The sequence below is a fragment of the Mesorhizobium sp. M1428 genome, from assembly GCF_040317515.1.
In the GTDB taxonomy this organism is placed as follows: Bacteria; Pseudomonadota; Alphaproteobacteria; order Rhizobiales; family Rhizobiaceae; genus Mesorhizobium.
Window position 1 is genome coordinate 1 of the sequence record NZ_JAMYKT010000049.1, and the last position, 19,038, is coordinate 19,038.

Annotated in this window: 17 protein-coding genes and 1 pseudogene; 10 read left to right on the forward strand and 8 right to left on the reverse strand. The window is 59.8% G+C overall.

Going from position 1 to position 19,038, the window contains the following annotated elements:
• Together NKG60_RS31365 and NKG60_RS31370 are read left to right on the forward strand one after the other, a co-directional pair.
• On the forward strand, positions 1 to 206 hold a 206-nt coding region (locus tag NKG60_RS31365; RefSeq protein WP_352976625.1), incomplete at its 5' end, for a YciE/YciF ferroxidase family protein.
• A 195-nt stretch (positions 207 to 401) separates the two neighbouring features.
• Positions 402 to 1,565, forward strand: coding sequence for a beta-glucosidase (locus tag NKG60_RS31370; protein WP_352670509.1), 1,164 nt, complete (start codon positions 402 to 404; stop codon positions 1,563 to 1,565).
• A gap of 124 nt (positions 1,566 to 1,689) precedes the next feature.
• Here NKG60_RS31370 and glf read toward each other — a convergent pair whose 3' ends face one another.
• A complete protein-coding gene (glf, locus tag NKG60_RS31375) occupies positions 1,690 to 2,832 on the reverse strand; it encodes a UDP-galactopyranose mutase (RefSeq protein WP_352670561.1) in 1,143 nt (380 codons plus the stop codon).
• A 2-nt stretch (positions 2,833 to 2,834) separates the two neighbouring features.
• A complete protein-coding gene (locus NKG60_RS31380; protein ID WP_352670506.1) occupies positions 2,835 to 4,007 on the reverse strand; it encodes a glycosyltransferase in 1,173 nt (390 codons plus the stop codon).
• Positions 4,008 to 4,406: 399 nt separating this feature from the next.
• Between NKG60_RS31380 and NKG60_RS31385 the strand changes: the two genes are divergently transcribed.
• Positions 4,407 to 5,330 carry a glycoside hydrolase family protein gene (locus NKG60_RS31385; RefSeq protein ID WP_352670504.1) on the forward strand — a complete coding sequence of 308 codons (924 nt, stop codon included), beginning with the start codon at positions 4,407 to 4,409 and terminating at the stop codon, positions 5,328 to 5,330.
• Between the two features lie 223 nt (positions 5,331 to 5,553).
• Here the strand turns inward: NKG60_RS31385 and NKG60_RS31390 are convergent, their stop codons facing one another.
• Together NKG60_RS31390 and NKG60_RS31395 are read right to left on the reverse strand one after the other, a co-directional pair.
• On the reverse strand, positions 5,554 to 6,480 hold the full coding sequence (locus tag NKG60_RS31390; protein ID WP_352670502.1) for an ArsR/SmtB family transcription factor: 927 nt from the start codon (positions 6,478 to 6,480) through the stop codon (positions 5,554 to 5,556).
• Positions 6,481 to 6,944: 464 nt separating this feature from the next.
• Positions 6,945 to 7,259, reverse strand: coding sequence for a hypothetical protein (locus tag NKG60_RS31395; protein WP_352670500.1), 315 nt, complete (start codon positions 7,257 to 7,259; stop codon positions 6,945 to 6,947).
• Between the two features lie 334 nt (positions 7,260 to 7,593).
• On the opposite strand from NKG60_RS31395, the gene NKG60_RS31400 reads away from it, so the two are divergent.
• From NKG60_RS31400 to NKG60_RS31410, 3 genes are all read left to right on the forward strand, one after another.
• Positions 7,594 to 7,827 carry a hypothetical protein gene (locus NKG60_RS31400; protein WP_352670497.1) on the forward strand — a complete coding sequence of 78 codons (234 nt, stop codon included), beginning with the start codon at positions 7,594 to 7,596 and terminating at the stop codon, positions 7,825 to 7,827.
• Between the two features lie 440 nt (positions 7,828 to 8,267).
• Entirely contained in the window at positions 8,268 to 9,137 is an 870-nt protein-coding gene (locus NKG60_RS31405; protein ID WP_352670494.1) for an MBL fold metallo-hydrolase, read from the forward strand.
• Between the two features lie 319 nt (positions 9,138 to 9,456).
• A complete protein-coding gene (locus NKG60_RS31410) occupies positions 9,457 to 9,924 on the forward strand; it encodes a YidB family protein (protein WP_352670492.1) in 468 nt (155 codons plus the stop codon).
• Positions 9,925 to 10,000: 76 nt separating this feature from the next.
• Here the strand turns inward: NKG60_RS31410 and NKG60_RS31415 are convergent, their stop codons facing one another.
• The gene (locus NKG60_RS31415) at positions 10,001 to 10,522 is read right to left on the reverse strand and encodes a DNA ligase-like domain-containing protein (protein ID WP_352670565.1); all 522 of its coding nucleotides are present in this window, start codon (positions 10,520 to 10,522) and stop codon (positions 10,001 to 10,003) included.
• Positions 10,523 to 11,078: 556 nt separating this feature from the next.
• Here NKG60_RS31415 and NKG60_RS31425 point away from each other — a divergent pair.
• Positions 11,079 to 12,161 (forward strand): sensor histidine kinase, encoded by a 1,083-nt coding sequence (locus NKG60_RS31425; protein WP_352869817.1) that lies wholly within the window; start codon positions 11,079 to 11,081, stop codon positions 12,159 to 12,161.
• Between the two features lie 304 nt (positions 12,162 to 12,465).
• A complete protein-coding gene (locus tag NKG60_RS31430; RefSeq protein WP_352976629.1) occupies positions 12,466 to 13,809 on the forward strand; it encodes an aminopeptidase in 1,344 nt (447 codons plus the stop codon).
• 267 nt (positions 13,810 to 14,076) lie between these two features.
• Here the strand turns inward: NKG60_RS31430 and NKG60_RS31435 are convergent, their stop codons facing one another.
• Entirely contained in the window at positions 14,077 to 14,352 is a 276-nt protein-coding gene (locus tag NKG60_RS31435; protein ID WP_352976631.1) for a DUF982 domain-containing protein, read from the reverse strand.
• 144 nt (positions 14,353 to 14,496) lie between these two features.
• On the opposite strand from NKG60_RS31435, the gene NKG60_RS31440 reads away from it, so the two are divergent.
• Both NKG60_RS31440 and NKG60_RS31445 read left to right on the forward strand, forming a co-directional pair.
• Entirely contained in the window at positions 14,497 to 14,775 is a 279-nt protein-coding gene (locus tag NKG60_RS31440) for a transposase (protein WP_352670481.1), read from the forward strand.
• Positions 14,776 to 15,215: 440 nt separating this feature from the next.
• Complete coding sequence (locus NKG60_RS31445) at positions 15,216 to 15,464, forward strand: DUF982 domain-containing protein (RefSeq protein WP_352976633.1); 249 nt, start codon at positions 15,216 to 15,218, stop codon at positions 15,462 to 15,464.
• A gap of 398 nt (positions 15,465 to 15,862) precedes the next feature.
• Here NKG60_RS31445 and istB read toward each other — a convergent pair whose 3' ends face one another.
• Together istB and istA are read right to left on the reverse strand one after the other, a co-directional pair.
• Positions 15,863 to 16,663, reverse strand: a complete 801-nt coding sequence (gene istB / locus NKG60_RS31450; RefSeq protein WP_352670477.1) for an IS21-like element helper ATPase IstB — start codon at positions 16,661 to 16,663, stop codon at positions 15,863 to 15,865.
• A pseudogene (gene istA / locus NKG60_RS31455) lies at positions 16,663 to 17,950 on the reverse strand (IS21 family transposase). Before istA ends, istB begins: the two are co-directional and overlap by 1 nt.
• Positions 17,951 to 19,038 lie beyond the last annotated feature (1,088 nt).

Below are 19,038 nucleotides of genomic sequence, written 5' to 3' on the forward strand. Positions count from 1 at the left end.
CGGGTCTCGTGGCTGCAGCCCAGTCCGTCGAACATTATGAAATAGCGCGCTACGGGACTCTTGTCACATGGGCCGGGTTACTTGGTCTGAAAGAGGCCGTCCCGCTACTCGAACAGACGCTCAAGGAAGAAAAAGCAACCGATGAGGCGCTCACCCGACTGGGCGAAACAGGGGTCAACGAACGGGCGATGCAACAGGCTGCATAACTTCGGATCGAATCGACGCCACCGCGGCCCCGACAGACGGATAGGAGCCTGGTTGTATCCAGGCACACATACGCCGCAGCCGCCGCGCCGTCGACGTGGCGGTGGCCGACCGGTTCCGACTACGCGACCGGAACTGACAATGAGCGATCGCCGCATACGATTGCTTGCGCCCACCCTGGGCGACGGGATGGTTGTATGAACGAGAATACCGCTCGTCGGCCCACGGCAGGCTCTTCCGGGTTCGACAGTTTTTTCATGGCTGGTTTCGAGTGTTCCTCCCACAGGCGCGCCGACGGAGCTCGTCTTGATCTGATCCGCGCGACCTCACACGATATCCATGCACAAGGCGACTATCGCCGTTGCGCCGAGCTTGGCCTTCGCACGATCCGCGACGGCTTGCGCTGGCACCTTATCGAGACAGCGCCCGGAGTCTTCGACTGGTCGAGTTGGACGTCGGCGATCGAAGCAGCCCAGGCGGCCGAGGTGCAGATTATCTGGGATATCTTCCACTATGGCTCGCCAGACCACATCGACCAAGGTAGCCCGGGGTTTATCGACGCCTACGTCCGTTTCGCTGCGGAAGCTGTTCGGGTTCATCGCTCCGTTAGTGGCGTGGCTCCCCTGGTGTGCCCGATCAACGAGATTTCGTTTTTCGCATGGGCGGTGGAGGTCGGCTATTTCCCCCCCGTCGGGCCGAACAAGCGTGGATGGTTCAAACGACACCTTGTCAAAGCTGCGGTCGCCGGCGTGAGGGCGATGCGGGAGGCCGAACCCGGATGCAGGTTCATCTGGGCCGAACCGCTGATTCATATTGCTCCTCGTGACCGTACTCGCCCCGAGCGGCGGAGCGCCGAAAATGCTCGTCAAGGGCAATTCGAGGCATATGACATGCTGACAGGGTGCGTAGAGCCGGAGTTGGGCGGCAGCGAGGACGTTGTAGACGTGATCGGCCTCAACTTCTATCCGCACAACCAATGGTACTTGAATGGCCCAACGATACCGATGGGGCACCACGAATACCGTGCACTTTCGGAAATGCTGGTCGAGGTCGCCGATCGATACAACAAGCCGATATTCATCGCCGAGACCGGCGCCGAAGGATCCGGTCGGCCGGCCTGGCTTCACTACGTTTGCGACGAAGTGCGCGACGCGACCAGCCTCGGTGCACCTGTCCAGGGTATATGCCTTTATCCCGTGACAGCCTACCCAGGTTGGGACAATTCGCGCCACGCCGAAGTCGGCTTGTTCTCCACCATCCATGCGGACGGCTCGCGCACTCTTCGCAAGCCACTTGCGGACGAGTTGGAGCGCCAGCGCCAATTGTTCGTGGCCTTTGAAAAACACGCAAGCGCGCCATAGCCTCGCTGATCAGAACAGCGCGCGTTCAGCTGCATCAACAGCACAGCTAAAGCTGTTCGCCGAGAAGGATCCTTGGCCTCTTTGGCCGTGGGTCGCCCGAACGCCGGTCAGCCCGGCGCATCATTCACTCGGCCGCCTCGCGCCGCGTCGGCGTGACGAGCATCCCGTTGCCGGCAAGGCGCGCCTGAATGCGTCCGAACGTAGCCAATGCCTGGCCTACGACCTGATCCATATTGTAGTAGCGATATGTTGCCAGACGTCCGACGAACCAGACCTCCGGGCAGGCCGCGGCCAAGGCTTCATAGCGCTTGTACAACGACTCGTTTTCGGCCCGCGGCACCGGGTAATAAGGATCTCCGATGTCCGTGGGGTATTCGTAGGTGAGGCTGGTCTTCGGGCTCTGTTGACCGGTCAGATGCTTGTACTCGGTGATCCGTGTGTATTTTTCCGTCTGCGGATAGTTGACGACGGCGACCGGCTGAAACTGCTCACAATCAAGCGTCATGTGCTCAAAGCGCAGCGAGCGGTAGGGCAAGCGACCAAGCTTCCAGTCGAAATACTCGTCGATCGGCCCGGTGTAGATCATCCGCTGAAAGGGAATCTTGTCGCGAATTTCGCGATAGTCGGTCTGCAGCATGATCTTGATCTTGGGGTTATCCAGCATGCGCTGGAACATGCGCGTATACCCGCCTGCCGGCATGTTCTGGAAGCTGTCGCCAAAATAGCGATCATCCCGATCGGTCCGGGTCGGGACTCGCGCTGTCACCGATTTGCTCAACTGGGAAGGGTCGACACCCCACTGCTTCCTCGTATAGCCGCGAAAGAACTTCTCGTAGAGCTCTCTGCCTACAGTGCTCACCACGACGTCTTCGGCGGTGCGGATTTCTTCCACCGTTTCGCGCCGGCAAGCGAAGAAGTCCTGCAACTGCTCGGATGTCAACTCAAGGCCGTAGAGACGGTTTATTGTGTCGAGATTGATCGGTATCGGCAGCAGCTTTCCATCGACGAGCGACAGCACCCGATGTTCGTAAGGCCGCCATTCCGTGAATTGCGACAGGTAGTCGACAATCGATTGGGCGTTGGTGTGGAAGATGTGCGGCCCGTAACGGTGAATCAGGATTCCCGCCTCGTCGTAGCAGTCATAGGCGTTGCCGCCGACGTGATTTCGTCGATCTATTATGAGGACACTTTCCTGGCGTTGTGATGCGATGCGCTCGGCCAGCACGCTGCCGGCGAACCCGGCCCCGACGATCAGCCAATCGAACACGCTCACGCCCTCCTCAGGAACGGCACCACGCTCTTCATCGCTTGGGCACGCTGGATGTGGGCAGACATCGCGTTCCAAGTCTTCTCCCAGGACATGTCGGCAAGGTAGGCGTCGGCCTTGGTCACGAGGAAATCGCGGGGGCGCGCCAGAATGGACCGAAGCTTGGCCTCGATATCCTCCGCGTCGACAATCTCGACAAGGCCTTCGGCGCCGTAGGTACGCACGACGTCGACGATCGCCGTTGAAACCACCGGCAGTCCTGCCGCCAGGAACTCGGGAGTCTTGGTCGGGCTGATGTAGCGGGTCGCTTCGTTGAGCGCGAACGGCATCCAGCCGGCACTCCAATGCCGGAGATAGCTCGGCAGGTCTGCATAGGACTTGCCGCCCAGCCAATGCAGGTTACCTGCCGTGGGAAGGCTCGCCGGATCGATTTTGACGACAGGGCCAAGCATGACGAAATGCACGTCCGGCATTGCCGCAGCCGCCTGCGCGATCAGTTCGACGTCGAGCCGTTCGTCGATGACCCCGAAATACCCCACCCTCGGGTGAGGTATGTCGGCCTGGTCGAGCGGGTCGTCACCTGGCTCTCTCGCCCGATGGAAATGGGCAACGTCGATGCTGCTCGGGAAGGGAAAGATCGACCGATGCAGGCTGCGCTTGGCCTCGTAGAGGCTCTGCCCGCCCGTGAAGACGAGATCGGCGCGTTGCAACAGCGCCTTTTCCAACTGTGTCAACTCTGCGGGAGCATCTTTGAACGCGGAGAGTTCATCCATGCAGTCGTAGACGCAGACGTCACAGGCGAGATGATCGCTGAAACGCAGCGCCATGGGCGTATAATACCAGGCCGTCAATCGGTCATGCGGCGTAGAGGCGACGATCTGATCGACGAACCTGCGCTGAACCGCGTCTGCCCTGGCCGCGGAAGTGCCAACTGGGATAAGCGGCGTCAAAATTCTGATCGTAGGTGAAATATCGTTCACCCGCATCGAAGGATGGCGCCTCTCTTCAAAGATCGGCTCTTCGAAGTAAATTAGCTGCTGCTGTTTTGATGCGAGGGTTAGAATGTGTTGTGGTCTTTGATATACGAAGTTCCATCGGAGGTGGGAAAAGCAGAGTAAAATAGACGATTGTACAGGGATTTTTGGTGTTTTGCGCCGGCCCGCCGCCATTTCCATGTAAATTATCCTTGGTTATAGCTGGAAATCGCCTCGATTAACAAATGTTAATCAAGGTAGCTTCGACATCAACGTTCGCAGCCTTGCATATAACTTCCATCCCAGTAAGTTGTTCCACAGCTGCAAACTGTTTAGGCGAGTCCAGCTGTCCTGCTCCACTTGCGATGGCTCGATAAAAGAACGGGCGAGGCGACCCCCGTTCGATTCAGATCATGAGGCCCATCGCGTCAGGTCGGGCTCCCCAAATGTGGCCCTTTGCCACAGAACGGTTGAAATCCTTCAATCGTTCAACAACCGTTCATCGGCGGAGCTATAAATACGCCTGCGAATCGATTCATGTGAGTCGCGCAGGTGGTTCATTTGAATGGAGCGCCCGAGGAATCGAGGAATGGTTGGCGAATGAAGATCGACTTTGAAACCAACGTCTTTCCGTTGTTTCACCCGCAGGTCGTGGATGACCTGAAGGACCCCTGTCCCGTCTTCGACGGCACGCTCTGGCACGTCTTCGGCTCAAGCGGCACGGTCACGACCGAAAGCTGGAAAATACTCCATGCCACGGCACCGGATCTCTATGGACCCTGGATAGAGCACGAGCCGATCGTCTTGCCGATAACCGGATCGGGCGTTGCGGCACCCGGCGTCATTCATGAGTGCGGCGTCTTCCATATGTTCATCCAGACCGAATTCATGAAGTCCGGCGGACGTTGCGAGCATGCGGTCTCCAATGACGGCTTTCATTGGGTGGTGCTCAATCCGGCGATATTGTCGCTGCCCGACACCGATGAGGACGGCATCTACGATCCCCATCCGGCAATCATCGGCGGCAAGCGCTACATCGTCTATTCAGGCATGCCCACATTCACCAGGGTGCCTCAGCCGGATGTCTTTCTGGCGCGCAGCCAATCCGATTCCTGGTTTGGGCCATGGAAACGTCTCGGCAAGATACTCGATCATCTCGACGTGCCGCATCACAATGCGCGCGAGCATCCGGATTACGAATGGGGGATCGAAGGCGCCCAGCTCGTCGAGCTGCCAGACGGTCGTGTGCTTCTCAACGCCACCTGCTTCCTCCCCGAAGGTCCGCGCGGCAGCCGGCAGCGCGTTTTCTTCGCCATCGCCGATGACGTCAAGGGCCCCTACGTTTCCGTCGGCCCCGTTCTCGACCCTGGTGAGCCCGGCGAGAATGGCCATTCGACCGTGATGATCGACGGCCGGCAACTGACCTTGTTCTATCAGAGCAGGCGTGAGGCGACGAACCACCGCTGGCGGTTCGGGTTAGCAAAGTGCGACCTGGATCGGCACATACTTTCGAGAGTTGCCTAGATGTTTAAGTTCCGGCATTTGCCGGAACGGACGATGAAACGCTCTGGCGGTTGGTGGACGGATCGCTTTGTACCGGTGATTTGAGGGTAGCAGGCGAAAGCCAGCCAGTGGGCGAACCTTGCAACGGCATCTATGCACGTCAGGCAAGCTGGTGGCCTCATAGACGACGTTGCTAGCCGCAAATCGGCAACGGTTTAATTGCGGAGCAACACCGCCAGTCGACTCAGGCGGTTTTGATCCTGAGCAGGATGTCCTGATCGTAATTTCCAAAGCCCTTGCCGAAAATGTTGATCCCGCCGGGGCGCTTGGCGTCGTCCTTGACACCGATACGGACGCGGATTGAATGATGGCTCTTCAGATCGAGTGCGGCGAGGCCGGTTTCGGAAATCCTGAGGCCGTCGATGTAGGTGCCGTCATTGGCAATTCGCCAGTTCTTCAACTTGCCGTATTGCGAGCCCTTGAGCTTCCACCAGGAGGGCGTGAAGACGCCGCGCTTGTCGCCGAAATCCCCTGGCGATGTCCAGGTGCCGACATCGACGCCATTGATTGTCAGCGTAATGTCCGAGGGCCAATCGGCGCTGGTGCCCGGCACTTCCGAGGACAGCTCTATCGCCACTTCGAGTTCGGTGATCTCGGCATTGGCGAGCTTGGCATTGTTGGGGAACTGGTATTCGACAAAACCGCGCGTGAACCACAGCAAACCGGCTTTCATGCGGTCCGGATCAAGGAAAGTGTTGGGAACATCGAGCAGACCGATGATGCCGTCCGGCGAACAAAGGCCGCAGGGCGCGGTAACCTCGAAGCCGGTGTAAAGCCCGACCGGCATCGACACTTCGATCGCGTCGTTCTTGACCTTACGATACTCACCCTTGAACACGACGAGCACTTTTTCGGCGGTCGGATAGCAGATTTTCTGGTTGCCTTTCTTCGCTTTCTGGTTCTCGGTGCGGATCAGCCCCGCATCCTCCAGCACCTGGATGTTGGTCGAGACGGTCGACTGCGGCAGCGACAGCACGGCGGCGATTTCGTTGATATTCATCGGCCCCTTTTCATGCAGCAGTTTCAGCATCGAGATCCGCGCCGAGGAGGCAAGCCCCTTGAGCACGGCAATGCCTTCCTCAGGTTCGATCACCAGAAAATTGCGACTCATCAAATTGCCAGTCTATGCTCCTGACAGAGGTAATGGGTTCGCTCGTGCTTGTAAGTTGCGTTAGTGGGTGGGCATTGCAACGGCGCTGAACGAAACGCCGAGCCGGTGATTTGGTTACACAAGCGCTCGAAAGGCAGTAAGCCCGGCATGCTGCACCAACAAGGATGGTGCGACACGTCTACATTTCTCAGAGCGTCAACTCCTTGTAGTGCGGTGCTTGACAGCCCGCGGCCTCAATGCAGATGACTAGACGCTTGCGGCCTGAAGACAGACAGAAGCGAGCCACGAATTGCGGCCGTTCCCCTGGCCAATCTCCAAGATGTCAGACCTCGACCTCGATGTTACCGGAACCGGCGGGGATGGATACACACGATGCGGTTCGCTGAAATGCGTTGTCGCCGTAAGTTATGTCATCGGATTCGCCACCCGATAAGGTCGGGACAGGGTTCTACCTATTGCTTTAGTCAGTTGCGGCCAGCCTTGAGCGCACGTGCGAGGAGCCGGGCGTCATTTAGCCGGATCACGCACGTCTCAAACGCTTTGGTCGGGCCGTGCCAGCGCAGCTCTTCGACATTATCGAACAGCTGAGCGTCCGTACGCAGCTTCGCGAGATTGACCGTCGGCTTGCAGCGGCTGCAGTTGAACCTCAGCGTTAGTGGATCGACGCCACCAGGTCCGCGGAACGGCAGTCGCGGACGTTGCCGCAGCTGCATTTCAGCCTTGACGAGCATATTGTGCCGGGTCGCCTTGCCCAGCGTGTCGATTGGTTCGTGCGTCATGAGAACATAGAGGGAACATTTTCCTTGATCGTCAAGCCCGGCTGTGGAATGTTTTCAACAAATCTGGGCAGAGAAACTAACAATGAGCGACGGACTGATCCGTGTTCCCGGCGCAATAGAGCCCGTCGACCGGAGTTACAAAAATTGAGCTTCTTCGGGGAACAGTCTTTCTGTCTGCCTGTTGGATGTGCCAGCGCATCCCGCGCATTCAGACGGGAGACGCATCCTTTTGGCTTCGGCCGTACTGGCGGTGTCGGCCGGGCTTTCCTTTGCCCAGACGACGAGCGGAACTTCGAGCGGAAGCCCATCCAACGGAACCTCGAGCACGACAACCATGCCCAGCACGACGGATCAGGGCACCGGCACGACGAGCAGCGGGACCAACATGCTCGGCGATCAGGGCACCGACACGATCACCACCGGCGGCACCACAAATCAGAACTCGGCCAGAGACTGCGCGACCGGCCAGCAGACTGGCAGCGCTCAGCAGGCGCCGCCTGGTCAGCAGGACACGACAGCCAACACCGCCGCGCCAAGTCAGGTGAAAAAGACCGACCAGGGTTGTTGATGGCATCGGCTCGGCTGGCGAGCAAGTTGCCGCCAGCCGAGCATCAGTTGAGGAACCTCTGCGCTTGAGGGCATTGCAGCGGCGAGACCGAACCGCGTGCGCTCCGCCGCAATGATCGTGGTTCGGAACCCAATCCTGCGTGGGGATTCCGGCGGCGGATTTGAATCGTGATCGTCGCGCAGCCGTGACCAGCAGTGCCGCCCGCAGGCCCGCCGCGTACGTTGGCGAAATACCGCATCCAATCGGGCGCGCGCCATCTTCGTTGCTCAGTCCAGCTCGTCCTTGCGTGGCCGGGTAATGCCGAACCGATTGGTCGACTCCGGTGATCGACTGTCCGGAGCTGCCTGGCGAACGAGGAACAAGGAGGGCCGTGCCAAGTTCGGGGCGATGTACCACCGCCGCCGATCGGCGGCTGCTCAGCAACAGAGGCACGGGATCACATGACCGTTCAGATTCGACTTTCCGAGATCGACCACGCCAGACGTGAGGATCGTGGCGACGGCGCTTGGAGCATCGCACCGGACCTGGGTTATTTGCGGCTAGCAATCGTCAATGTCGTGTTCTTCGGCGCACCGGGCAGCGGAGATCGGAACTGGGTGCTGATCGATACGGGGTTGCCGACGTCGCGCAGCAGCATTCTTGCGGTCGCGGAAAGGCGGTTTGGCACGAACGCACGGCCGGCCGCGATCATCCTGACCCACGGCCATTTCGACCATGTGGGAACGGTTCTAGACCTCGCAAATAAATGGGACGTGCCTGTCTTCGCGCATCCACTCGAGCGCCCGTATTTGGACGGAACCGCATCCTATCCGCCACCCGATCCCTGGGTCGGGGGTGGACTGATGGCGCTGCTGTCGCCGCTTTTTCCACGCGGGCCAATTGACCTTGGCAACCGTTTGGAACTCTTACCTGCCGACGGATCGATCCCCGGAATGCCCGGATGGCGATGGTTACACACACCCGGGCACGCCCCTGGGCATATCTCGCTCTGGCGCGAGAAGGACCGTTCGCTGATCGTAGGGGACGCTTTCATCACCACCGGTCAGGAGTCAGTCTATGAGGTCGCCGTCCAGGGTCTCGAGATGCACGGTCCGCCGCGCTACTTCACGCCGGACTGGGATGCGGCGGAAAGATCCGTGAAGCACTTGGCTGCCCTGAACCCGCAGATAGTCATCAGTGGACACGGTGCGGCTGCTGCGGGAGTGGGAATGCGTCACGCTCTTGACAGCCTGGCTGAGCGGTTCAGGGTGTTCGCCGTCCCGCCGAAATTGAAATTTGTGCGCGAGCCGGCGGCAGTCCAAGATGGCTGAGACTAACCGAGCCGCCGTCGTTCTGAATATGGTCAAGTTGCGCAGACTCCACCTCTCGAGCCGGTAGAGTTACCCGTCCGATCGCGCGCCCCATCGTCGCCGACAAACTCTGACAAGCGGAACAAACCCGAGAAGCGCCGGTTAGGTCGTTTGATCGGCGCAGGGCGACTGCGGCCAAGCGCCCCGAAGTTCGGCGTCAGGAGAACGTCCGATGGAAAACGAGTACCCCCAAGGACGCGTCCTCTCCGCCGGACCAGCCCACACGCGTCGGCATTCGCCAAGACTTGGCTTCGATTCGCTCAACCGTGGAGGAGACCGAATGGCAAATCTGGGAAGATTGGCGATCGCCATCCTTGGCGTTCTGGCATACCAAAATCGCGACAAGCTCCGTGAATTGATTCCGGGAGCAGGGTATCTTAACCCAAACGACCCGCAACGCAGAATTCTGGCTCAGATAACGAATGGCGTGTCGAGGGCTGACCTTGGTGAGATCCTCGACCGCTTCAGGGAGGTGGGGGCAGGATCGAAGGTCGACTCGTGGGTTGGCCGCGGGCCAAACCAACCAATCGAGCCAAGGGACGTCGAAGCGGCAATGGACGAAGGTACACTCACGTCCATTTTAATGCACACGGGTCTTTCGCGCGAGGAGCTAATCAGAAAGATTGCGCGGGATCTACCCGAGACAGTCAACGAGATGACGCCGAATGGTGAATGGCCGCCTGAGCCGACACAAGGCTTGGATAAGTCGACCCTGCTCGAGGATGTATCCGTGACTAGCCTAGTCTAGCCCTCGTCGCCGAAGCCCAGCAGAGAAGCGTGGCGTATGTATTTGTGCTCACCACGAAGGTGCTTGATCCGCAATTTCACGCCAGGCTCAACCCACTGGGTCGCCGGTCGCTTCTTGATGCCCTCCGGAGGCGGGCCGGCATGGTCCTTTGCCCGTTTCCGCGTTCGTTCATGTCGCGCCCCAGGCTGATAAAGGCCGAGCCGACATATTTTTCCGGTGTCGGGCTGCGCCAGCAAGGCGAATGCGGCCTTGCCGGGCTCTCGTTCGACGCCAAGCAGAACTTGAATATGAAGCTCCTGGTCTTCAGCCAATTCGAAGTCGGACCGCTGCGAGCTTGGAAACGATCCCCTCGATACCCGCCTGGATCGTAGCCGTCGAGATGCATGATATCGAAGGCGCCGAGGATCATGGCGGAGGGATCGCTGTGGACGGCCTTCTGCAACGCGTCGAAATCGGGCAGGCCGGCATCATTGGTGACGACCGCCTCGCCCTCGAAGATCGCGTTCCTGACCTCGAGCTCCCTCGCGGCTTCGACGAGGCCGGTATATTTGCTCGTCCAGTCGGCGCCGCGGCCTGACGAAGATGCATATGGTCTCACATACGATCAGATTGATGACTTCCTAGAAGGCCGGGAGATCAACGAAGCGGCGCGCAGGCGCATACTTCATGTGCATTCCAGCACAGCCATAAGCGAGCGCTTCCGGTCACACCGTTGGCCATGACGAGCTTGACATTGGCGCATCGGCAATAGTCGTCTCAACATTCGCGACCGATAGGCTTGCCGCAGATAGGCAGCTAATGGCCTGAACTACCGCTGGAGCGATGCATTGCCCTCTCAGGGCGCACGCGGTCATGCGGTCGACAGTGTCGCGTATGGGCGAGGCCGGCACGCGAACTTCACTCCTCCCTGAATGCCCGCTCTCCTGATCTTCCGCAGCGTACCCACTTGACCCGCCGCCTCAACGTTCCAGGCACCTGGATCGCAGCCGGTCCTTGCCGCTCTCCTTCGGCCGGTCGCAATTTAGACATGCGGCCGCTACGCGATGCAGGGCTGGTTGTCAGATGCGCGATGCAAAACGTGAGATGCAGCTCCAGTTTTGGCGATGGCAGGCGCGCCGCATTGTTGATATCATCCGCACAGAACAGGCTCGCAAATGACATCGGATTCAAAGAAGGGTGAGGCGGTCGAGCAGTTGCTTGATACACCTGACCTTGCAACAGCACTCGAAAGCGAACAGTTCAAGAAATTCCTGGACCAGGTGCCGATCGCCATAGCTGTTTCGGACCTTACCGGTGAAGAGCGCGTGGTCTACGCCAATCCGGAATTCGAGAAACTGTCAGGCCTGACAGCCGCCAGGCTCACCCGAAAAAACTGGCCCGCCCTTTTAGGCACAGGCCTCCATCAGCAAAAGGACAGGGCGCTAGCCGAGGCTGTGGTCGAGGGATCCGATTTGGTCGGCACCTTCAGGCTGGAGCGCAGCGAAGATAGACCCGCGATCGTCGACGTTTATTCCAACGAGATAGAGGACGACAACGGCAAGGTCTGTTTCCGACTGGTGGCCCTGGTCGACGTATCGGCTCACGGCGAGGCGGGAGATCAGCGCTCGGCCGAGGAACGTGTCAGCGACAAAGACACACTGCTTCGCGAACTGCAGCACAGGGTGAAGAACAACCTCCAGATGATCACTGCACTTATCCGGCTGGAAAGCCGCAACGCTACCGAGGCCGACCGGAAACGGTTTGAGCGGCTCGCCGGTCGCGTCGACGCTTTGGCGATCCTGTACCAGACGCTAACGGCCGACGAGCCGAAGGAGGAGGTCGACCTTGGTGTGTATCTCAGCCAGATCGCGTCCGCGGTCATGAGCTCGCACGCAGTCGAGGGGATCCGGCTGGATATGAAGGTGGATACATATCCGGTGTCAATAAACGTCGCCATGCCGGCGGGACTGGTCGTAAATGAATTGCTGACCAATTCACTTAAGCATGCGTTCCGCGGCCGCGATGGCGGCACGATAACGCTGCACAGCATCGTCGATGGCGACGGCTGCCGGGTTATAGTGGCGGACGATGGAATCGGCCTGCCGGAAGGCGAGATGTGGCCCAAGCCAGGCAAGCTCGGAGCGCTGATCGCGCGATCGCTGACCGAGAACGCCAAGGCGCAGTTAGCCGTCGAGTCCAGCGCCAACAAAGGGACGAAGGTGACCATCGTTTTCAAGCGGTCGGCGGCAGCAAGCTGAACGATTGCCATCGAACAGAGCAGGCCGGAGGCTGGCTCACGTCGCGGCTTTGAGCAGGTGGCTGCAAACACGCCCCGGACGCCCCTCGGCGGTCGAGAAGGAGTATTGCGGCGCAACTCACCCAAACGTCGATCCGCCCGAATTCCGCGACGATGGTATCGCCCATGCGCTCGACTTCAGAGCGATTTGTAGGATCGGTGCCCGGAGAACACGCGCGCTCCGAGTTACGAGCAGTCCGGACGCCGCCCACTCGGCACGCGCCGGCTCACGCGTCACGAGAACACGTCACAATCCTTTGCCGCGAATGCGCCTGCAGCCGCCCGCCCGATCCCACTGGAGGCGCCGGTGGTGTCCCCTGGAAGCTGAAACGCTCTGCGCGTTTACCGCGAGCTTCATCGCTGCACCTGACACCTTCGCGCTCATCGCGCGCGGGCTGGCAATTCAGCAGCGAGTCATCGCATTGGCCAATCTTGCGGAGGACGAAGGTCTAACCTACACATCAAAATTCGTCCGACTGTTCGTGGCCGGAGGCAACCCCGAAGTTGCGCTATCGGGACGTGAGAGCAAAACCGTGATGCGTGCATTCGTTCGATTGGTTGCTGCGATTATCCTGACGCCGGGCGTGGCCAGTTGCACCAGTATCTCCTACTACGCGCAATCTTTGCAGGGCCATGTGCAGATCATGACGGCGCGCCAAGACGTCGGAAAACTGATCAACGATCCTTCGACCCCTGAGATATTGCGCGCCCAAATGGCATCGGCAAACGCCATACGACAGTTTGCTATCGATGAACTGGCGCTGCCCGACAACAACAGCTACCGCAGCTATGTTGATGTTGGTCGCGACTCTGTGACATGGGCCGTCTTCGCCGCGCCGGAATTCTCGCTGACACCACGAACATGGTGCTTTCCGGTTTTCGGCTGTGTTCCCTACCGGGGATATTTCTCCGAGGAGTCTGCGACTGAAACCGCCGCAGAACTTCAAAGACAGGGCCTCGACGTCTATGTAACGGGCATCACTGCATATTCCACGCTTGGCTGGTCGAGTGACCCGCTGCTAAGCACGATGCTCACCCAAGATGGAACGTATCTCGCAGGGCTGGTATTCCATGAGCTGGCCCACCAGCGCGTCTACGTGCATAACGATTCCGCGTTCAACGAGGCGTTCGCGGTCGCTGTCGAAACAACGGGTGTGAGAAAATGGCTGCGCGCGACTGGCGATACTGCCGGATTGCGCCGTTACGAAGCCGACCGGAGGCGCAGAGCTGAATTTCTCGCGCTGGTGTCGCGGACCAGGGACGAGCTGGGGCATGTCTATCACGACAATGGCACTTCTGAGCAGAAGCGGGCCGCAAAGACGGCCGCGATCGAACGGCTGAGGACGCGCTACCGTCAGATGCGCGACAAGCGCTGGGGTGGATACCGCGGATATGACGCCTGGTTCGATGCTCCGATCAATAACGCAAAGCTCGCCGCGACTTCTGTCTACAGCGATAGGGTGCCGGCCTTTCTCCAATTGTTCGACTTGTGTTCGGGCGACTATCCACGGTTCTATGCAGCGGTTCGAAGGCTTGGCGCGCTGGACAAAGCTCGGCGTACCGAAGCGCTTGCCGGGGCAGACGCATGTTATGGGGACAGTCAAAGCTGACCGCCGAGTCGGATCCTCCGACATTATTTGGGCGTGAACTGACTGGGAGGTTTCGGGCGGATGCGCAGCTATCGTGGACACCAAGTCGCGAGGGCAGTGTTCTTCACCCGGCCCGATCGCTCGGCGGGACTGGCGAATTATTCTGCGCAGCAAAGATATTAACATCGAATATGCAGTGCAGTGCAGCCACTATCCGCTGCCAGCGCCGGGCACAAAGTCGTTGATCCCGGCACCGCTCCGCGATTCACCGATTCACGCGAACGGTGCTTAGATCTCTTCACCGAGGAGTATTTTGGCCTCTTTGGCAGCGTTTAGAAATGCCTGGCGCGCTATCCTTGGTGGCTTTTCTCCGCGGATGACAGCAAGGCACGCTTTGATGGCAGTGAGCCGCGACTTGCTTGTTGGCTGAGGCCATTCCCTAAGCAAGATTTCGGCAGCGTCCGATACGGAGGCAACGACTCTGTCACGATCGATCCGGCCGGGCTGAACGACGACAGGCTTTCTGAAACGTGTAGCTGGCACGACACTCTCCAAACCGACCACTCACGGTAGATTCGACCAACCCTTAGCGCTAGCTCAAAAGTAAATGGCCGTCGAAAGTGTGTAAGCGCTGTGATCGTGTCCCGGCGGCACCTTTCGCGCGTGGATGTAAGGGACGATGTTCGAGGCCTTTGAGGGCTTCGACATATGACGATTTCAGAGTTTACGCTTAAGTCCAAGGACGAGGAGCCGGTCCGTCGGCTGGAGATCTTCACTGGTTCGGGTCGGCGGCGTGAGTGGCCGCCGGAGGAGAAGGCCCGGATAGCGGCGGAGAGCTACGAGGCGGGCGAGACGGTTTGTGCTGTGGCACGCCGGTATGGACTTTCCCCGCAGCAACAGTGGGCGGGACATGATCGATGTCGTTGCCCAACGTCGCCCCACCGCAATAGATGCAGTAGGGCTGTTTGTTTCGGACCTTCTGACTAAGCTTACCCTGCTCGATCCCTCAGGCGTTTTTGTGGCCCCAACGGGTACCACAACCGCCCCCAGAGCGCCTCATGGCCGACTGTTGAGGACGGTGGCTGCGCAGTGAGGGAAACGAAGGGGGTACCGGGGGTCATCGCGCGAGCCAGTTATCCGATCATCCGCTCAGAAATTTCTACCAACATTCCCTGGCCCACGCTCCCATACCAAACGTCTGTTGATCTTTCCTTAGTTCCCGACATTATACGGAACCGGTTTAGGTACAAAGATGGTTGAAGTCGAGAGAACCAGGTACAAAGATGGTTGAAGTCGAGAGAACTAAGCAGAGGTCGGATGCCGCCAGCAGATACCTTCGAATGCTGCTTAGTTTATCATTAAAACGAATGCTGACGGACGAGCAAAAGTTGCTTAGGGGCCTTACACGGGCGGCAAGGAGTGGCCCTATGGCAACCCATTGGTTCTCTCCTCCGGTCCCAGTCAGGACTGAGGGTCGCAATACGACGCACCACGTCAACAACGCAGTGGCAGCAGCCAAGGAACTCTTAATGTGGACCAACCGTGGCCCTCAGTGGAATCTCGCGGTTCACGTATGCGTCGCCGTGCTTGCCGACGAGATGGAACCTGAGGAGGCCCGGAAGGCATTCCTGGCTGCGGCCGAAGAGGAGGGGGTGGTGCGACGCTCGTCTGATTAGCGCCAACAGGCCCAGATACTCGAGCCCCCCACTTAGCACTTCTTGCAAATTATTCGATCCCTTTCGGAAACTTTGCAAGGGCAGGCGCCGGGCTGTGCCTTGGGGTTTGATGGCGGAGAATCGCTGGCTCGCCAAGGTCCATAGCCGCCCTAAATTGCCCTCATGGCAACCCATTGGTTCCCGCCGGTGTTCGTAAGGACTGAAGCCGGTGACAGGCATAGCTGCAACAATGTGAGGGCAGCCCTCGAGCAGCTAAAGACGTGGACCCGGAGAGGACCTCGCTGGCACAAGGCGGTGACCCTCTGCCTGTCAGCCTTGGAGGGCGATCCGATTGACCCTCACGTGTGTCAAGCGAAGTGAGGATTTGACCCCCTGGGCGAACTGAGGATTTGACCTCCTCATTGTTTTGCGGTTTCGTTGGTGCCGAGCGTCGTTCCGGGCTTCTGCAATAGGCCGGAACGACGCTTTTCGCGAAGCCGGTAGCTGTCGCCACGGATGGTTATCACTGTCGAATGATGAAGCAGGCGATCAAGGATCGCCGTTGCCACCACGGGATCGCCAAACACGCTGCCCCATTCGCCCACCGAGCGGTTGGAGGTGATCAGGATCGATCCCCGCTCATAACGCCGCGACACCAGCTGGAAGAACAGGTGTGCGGCATTGGCTTCGAACGGGAGATAGCCGAGCTCGTCGATGATCAGCAGTTTCGGCCGCGACAGGGTCGTCAGTTGCTTTTCGAGTGAACCGTCGTCATGGGCCTTGGCCAGCATCGCCACGAGCGTGGCCGCCGTGACGAACTGGACGCTATGGTTCTGCCGGATCGCCTCGCGCCCGAGAGCCACCGCCAGATGTGTTTTGCCCGTACCCGGAGGTCCAAGGAACAGGACCGTGTCGCCATGGGCAATCCAGCGGCAGGTCGCCAGCTCCCGGACTTGGCGCTGATCCAGCGACGGCTGCGCGTCGAAGTCGAAGCCCTCGAGTTCGCGCACAAACGGGAACTGCGCGATCTTGCCTGCCATGGAGATGCGCCGCTCGTCGCGCCGCGCGATCTCGCGCGTCACCAGGAAGGCCAAAGCCTCGCGCAAGGTCATTTGCGAACGCGCCGCTTCGTCCAGGAGCGTATCGAGCTGGTCCCGGATCGCGGTCAGCTTCAGCCGGTCGAGCTGAGCCACCAGCATCTCGTGATCGACCGTCGTCATCACCAGCTGCCTCCCACCAGTGCCTCATATTCGGCCAGCGGCCGCAACAGAGCGGAAGGCGCAACAATATCCGCCGGCGCCGATTGCACCGGCGCAGCAGCGCCGACAACGCCGGCAAGATGCGCGCGCTCGACAATCCGTTGGCGACGTCCGCGGCACAAGGCATGATCCGCCACCACCTCGCCCGCATGACGCACGATAACGCGGCCGCCCAGCACCACGACCTGGACGCTCTCCCCGATCAGCCGCCAGGGAACCGAGTAACTGTTCGTGTCCAGGTCGATTGCGCAGTCTGCTGGACCTTGCGCACGAGATCCCGCAATTGCCCGAACGGCGCGCGTCCGCCCAGAGGGCGAAGCGCCATGGCTTCTTCGGCAAAGCGTTCTGCAGGAGCCACCCCGGTCGTGCCATGCACACGCTGATCGGCAATCTCGCGCGTCCACCGGTCCAGATGCGCCTCGAACGCCGCCCAGTTCTCGAACCGGCGGCCGGCAATCGCATTGTGCTTGACGTAGCCGACCCCGCGTTCGTCCTTCCCCTTCGTACGCGCCCGGTAGGGCGCACAAGCCCGTGGCGTAAATCCCCAGTAGCGGGCAAAGGCGTGCAGCCGCACATTGAACCGCACCTCCCGCGTCGCCGCATCGTGATGTTCGACCAGCGCTTTCGGATTATCGAACAGCACTTCCGTTGGAACCCCACCGAAGCGAAGGAAGGCTCCTTCCATCCCCTCCAACCAGTCCGCCTGGCGCTCCCGAAGCGAGGGGCGGATATGCAGCCGACGCGAGTAACCCAGCGTTGCCACAAACAGGTGCACCCGAACACGCTCGCCGCCGATCCACGCCCGCGTGTCGCCAAAGTCGATCTGCATCTGATGTCCCGGCGCCGTCTCAAACCGAACCGTCGCGCGCTTCTGCACCCTCAACTCCCGACGCCAACCCTGCACCCGAAGCTCCACCGACCGAAGCCCTATGACGATCCCATGTTCGCTCTCCAGTTCCTGGCGCACCACATCGGCGTTGCCACCATGGCGGAAGAAGCGCTCCCGCAGCCAATCGTCTAGCCCGTCAAACGCGCTCCGCCGCACAGGCTTGCGAAACGGAACAGTCCCGCCTTCGCGCAGATACCGACGCACGTGTTGCGCGCGCACCCGAATTCCTTCGCCAGCCGCTTCGCTCCCCAGCCAAGCTCATGCAGCCGCAGCATCGCTGCCACCTCTTCAGGCTGAAGCATCTCCTCTCCCTGCATCGTTCTCGACAATGCAGGAATCGCCGAAATCCCAATCGTCATCCATGCCTCCTCTCATAACGGAGGGGGTCAGTTCTTCATTTCGTCAGGGGGTCAGTTTCTCAATTCGCCCGACAACGTGATACGAAAGGCATTTGAGGCTGCCGCTAAGGAGGCCAAAATGTATCTCTCGCCTGAGCGGTAGGCATCATGGCAACTCATTGGTTCTCCCCTGCGAGTGGACCAACCATGGCCTTCAATGGGACCTCGCGGTGCGCGTTTGCGTGGGCTGCTATTGCCGACGAGGTGGAGCCTGAGGAGTGCCGCAAGGCATTCTTGGCTGCTGCCATAGAGGAGGGGGTTGGTGCTGCGCTCGTCTGATTGGGGCCGAATGGGTCGGGTACCCGATCCCCGCTCAGAGATCCCCAACAAATATTCGCTCCCTTTCGGAACCCTTTCGCAACGAAAGTGTTTCAGACCGAATCTGGGGACGACCTTATGCCGGCACGACCAACAGTAGCGACAGCCTTCCAGCGGCTGATCAGCTCAGAAGATCATCGTCAGATGCTTCGCAACAGGCTTGGTCTCGAAGTCGACGAGCAACTGCCGGCGTCCCTTGCTGCATTGCTGCAGGAGCTTGAGCGGCGAGAGCAGGTGGAGGCTGATTGGAGCGCCAGCACTATGGCAGACGCGGGCTGCCCTATGGCGTTTAACGAGTCAGAAGGAACCTTCAGTGACCGTTGCAATGCTCCGTAAGGAACGCGGCTTCCGACGGATGATCAGTTCGGAAGACTACCGTCGGAAGCTACGCAGGCTCCTGAGGTTCGTAGGTGAACCAACTCTGACGCCGACGCTTGCCGCGCTGGCGCAGGAGCTTTCGGAAGAGTTGGAGCAGCGGAAGCAACAATCGGCCGACGAGAACCCGTAGCCGCCCAATGTACCCTCATGGCAACCCATTGGTTCTCCCCGCCGGTGTACGTCAGGACCGACCGACCGGGGGTCACCTACGGATGCAACAATGTCGAGGGTGCCGCCGAGGAACTCCTGAAGTGGACCAAGATGAGACCTAGATGTTTAGTCCCGGCATTTGCTGGAGCGGATTGAGAGTGAAGCGCTCGGGCTGGGAAGCCCATGCCTTGCAGATGAACTCG